The 3,245-nt window shown below is 56.1% G+C and carries 3 protein-coding genes and 2 pseudogenes; 4 read left to right on the top strand and 1 reads right to left on the bottom strand.

The features are described 5' to 3' along the window. From B3P58_RS00730 to rpoH, 4 genes and pseudogenes are all read left to right on the top strand, one after another. Window positions 1-181: pseudogene (locus B3P58_RS00730) on the top strand (signal recognition particle-docking protein FtsY); the annotation flags it as partial. Between the two features lie 62 nt (window positions 182-243). Beyond that, on the top strand, window positions 244-930 hold the full coding sequence (gene ftsE, locus B3P58_RS00725) for a cell division ATP-binding protein FtsE (RefSeq protein WP_230331054.1): 687 nt from the start codon (window positions 244-246) through the stop codon (window positions 928-930). Next, complete coding sequence (gene ftsX, locus B3P58_RS00720; protein ID WP_230331000.1) at window positions 923-1,903, top strand: permease-like cell division protein FtsX; 981 nt, start codon at window positions 923-925, stop codon at window positions 1,901-1,903. Before ftsE ends, ftsX begins: the two co-directional genes overlap by 8 nt. Before the next feature lie 144 nt (window positions 1,904-2,047). Further along, complete coding sequence (rpoH, locus tag B3P58_RS00715) at window positions 2,048-2,917, top strand: RNA polymerase sigma factor RpoH (protein ID WP_230331001.1); 870 nt, start codon at window positions 2,048-2,050, stop codon at window positions 2,915-2,917. A gap of 146 nt (window positions 2,918-3,063) precedes the next feature. On the opposite strand, the pseudogene rho reads toward rpoH, so the two are convergent. Continuing rightward, window positions 3,064-3,245, bottom strand: a pseudogene (rho, locus tag B3P58_RS00710) (transcription termination factor Rho); the annotation flags it as partial.

Genomic DNA, 3,245 nt, shown 5'->3' with positions numbered 1-3,245 from the left:
CCTGACCCTGACCAAGCTCGATGGCACTGCCAAGGGCGGTATTATTTTCGCGCTGGCCCGCCACTTTGGCCTGCCGGTACGTTATATCGGTGTGGGCGAAGGTATCGATGACCTGCGTCCTTTTAATGCCGAAGAATTTACCCGTGCACTGTTCCAGCGCGAGCAGAACGACAACGGCTGACGGTCGCGAACAGGTCCAGTCGACTGATATAACAAACATAAAAACAGGAGCCGGATATGACCATGGTGCAGTTTGACCGGGTCGGTAAACGTTACCCCGGAGGCAAAGAAGCCCTCAGTGGCATCAGCTTTGAGCTGGCCCGTGGCGAATTTGCATTTCTTACCGGGCACAGCGGTGCCGGCAAAAGTACGTTGCTGAAGCTGATGATGCTGATGGAGCGTCCTTCCCGTGGTCAGGTGTTTGTCGATGGTCAGAACCTCGGGCGCCTGCGCGCCGGGCAAATCCCTTACCTGCGCCGCAAAGTTGGCGTGGTGTTCCAGAATCACCAGCTGCTGTTTGACCGCAGCGTCTTTGATAACGTCGCCCTCCCTCTGCAGATTGCCGGTTATACCCCGGCCGAAGCCGGACGCCGTGTGCGTGCGGCCCTTGATTCGGTTGGTTTGCTGGGCATGGAAAAACGCAACCCGATCGAACTGTCCGGCGGTGAGCAACAGCGCGTTGGTATTGCCCGTGCGGTGGTGAACAAGCCGGCACTGCTGCTGGCGGATGAGCCAACCGGTAACCTCGACCCTGAATTGTCGGCCGAGATTATGAATCTGTTTCTGCGCTTCCAGCAGGTGGGTGTCACCGTGCTTATTGCCAGCCACGATATCGCCCTGATTGAACACATGGGACACCGCCGCCTGATCCTCGATCACGGTCATCTGCACGAAGGTCAGATCGCCGGTGCCGGAGGTATTTATGGCTGAGCCAAAAAACAGCGTAAAAACCCAGGCCGGTGCATCGCTGCAGGAAATCGGCATGCGCAAGCGGCTGAATGCCTGGGCGGCGAACCATCAGCTGGTGGCGGTGGAAACCCTGATGCGTCTGCTGAGCAACCCGCTGGGCAGCCTGCTGACCTGGATGGTGATTGCCATTGCCCTGACCTTACCGGGCGCGCTGTGGATGGCGCTGGATAATATGGAGCAGCTCAGCGGCCGCTTTCAGGCATCGGGGCGGATCACGCTGTATCTGACACCAAAGGCGACCGAGCAGCAGGGCCAGCAGCTGAGTGACCGCATTGCCGCCCTCGACAGCGTGGCCAATACCGAATTTATCGATGCTGATACCGCACTGGATGATTTCCGCGATAACAGTGGCCTGCAGGCGGCACTGGATTTTCTGCCGGAAAATCCGTTGCCTGCCGTCATTCTTGTAGAGCCGCCGCTGGGCATCGAACAGGCCGCGTTGTTACGCCTGATTGAGCAACTTAAATCCTACCAGCTGGTCGATAGTGTGCAGCTGGATATGGCCTGGGTGGAACGACTGCAGGCGATGCTGGCACTGGCCGAGCGTTTAATTGGCGTGCTGGGTGTGTTGCTGGCGCTGGCGATTCTGCTGGTGGTCGGCAATACCATCCGCCTGGCGATTGCCGCACGGGTGGACGAAATCCGCGTGGTGAAGCTGGTCGGTGGTACCAACGCTTATGTGCGCCGCCCGTTCCTGTATACCGGGTTATGGTATGGCATGGTGGGTGGCCTGCTGGCTTGGTTATTGCTGATTCTGTGCTGGGCGTTGCTGAACGGCCCGGTGGCGGATCTGGCTGAGCTTTATGGTTCGGGCTTTGAACTGAAACCGCTGTCGGCAGGAGCCGCGATGGCGTTGCTGCTGGCGGCGATGTTGCTGGGCTGGTTAGGCGCCTGGTGGTCGGTCAGTCGGCATTTAGATCATATAGAGCCCTGATCTGGTCAAAACTGAATGTATTGTTCCGTAAAGGAACTCAATGGCATATTGGCTGTCAGACTTTGCAAGTGCTAAACTCAGTCGCCAACATACTTCGCAGAGGCTGCAAAAAGCACCTCACAGAGGCATTAAGAGGAAGGTTCAATGAACAAAGGTATGCAAGCCGTTAACGCTTTGTCCCCTGGTGCAAACCTGGAGTCGTACATTGCCACGGTTAATGCGATTCCTGTGCTCACCCCGGAAGAAGAGAAGCATCTGGCGGAACAACTTCATTATCACGCCGATCTCGAAGCCGCACGCCGTCTGGTTATGGCGCACATGCGTTTTGTTGTCCATATTGCCCGCAGCTACTCCGGCTATGGTCTGAATCAGGCTGACCTGATTCAGGAAGGTAACGTTGGCCTGATGAAGGCTGTTAAGCGTTTTAACCCGGAAGTGGGTGTGCGTCTGGTGTCCTTCGCTGTGCACTGGATCAAGGCCGAAATTCACGAATTTATTCTGCGCAACTGGCGCATCGTTAAAGTGGCCACCACCAAGGCCCAGCGTAAGCTGTTCTTTAACCTGCGCAGCCAGAAGAAGCGTCTGGGCTGGCTGAGCCAGGCAGAAGCCAAATCCATTGCCGAAGATCTCGGTGTGGAAACCAAAACCGTATTCGAGATGGAAGGTCGTCTGAATGCTTACGATGCGGCCTTTGATGCCGGCGTCGATGACGATGACGAAACCGCCTATCAGGCTCCGGCTCATTATCTGGAAGATCACAGTGCTGATCCGGCACTGATGGTTGAGTCGGATAACTTCGAGCAGGATTCCAACGACCGTCTGCATATGGCGCTGGATCAGCTGGATGAGCGCAGCCGTGCAATTCTGCAGCAGCGCTGGCTGAGTGAAGAAAAAGCCACTCTGCACGATCTGGCGGCGGTTTATCAGGTATCTGCTGAGCGTATCCGTCAGCTGGAAAAGAACGCGATGAAGAAACTGAAAGAAGCCATGGGTGGGGCATTAATGCCAGCCTGATGCCGATGCGGTTTTATGATTAAACCGTCTCTCTTATAAAACCGCCTGCGGGCGGTTTTTTTATGCGCGCTGTTTGTATGCACGCGTTTCCTGCAGACATAAAAAAGCCTCCGCAAGGGAGGCCTTTCTGGTCGCGCAGGTCAGGCTTATTTGCCTGAACCACCGCGCATAGAGTCGAAGAAGTCGTCATTGGTTTTGGTCTGACGCAGCTTATCGAGCAGGAACTCGATGGCCTGAACATCTTCCATCTCGGTCAGCAGGCGACGCAGAATCCACAGACGCTGCAGCGACATTTCATCAAACATCATATCTTCACGGCGGGTACCGG

Origin of the sequence: Thalassolituus sp. UBA2009, from assembly GCF_002335285.1 — a bacterium.
In the GTDB taxonomy this organism is placed as follows: domain Bacteria; phylum Pseudomonadota; class Gammaproteobacteria; order Pseudomonadales; family Oceanobacteraceae; genus Venatoribacter; species Venatoribacter alkanivorans.
Note: the sequence above shows the minus strand (reverse complement) of the source record. Positions and strands in the feature narration are given on the sequence as shown.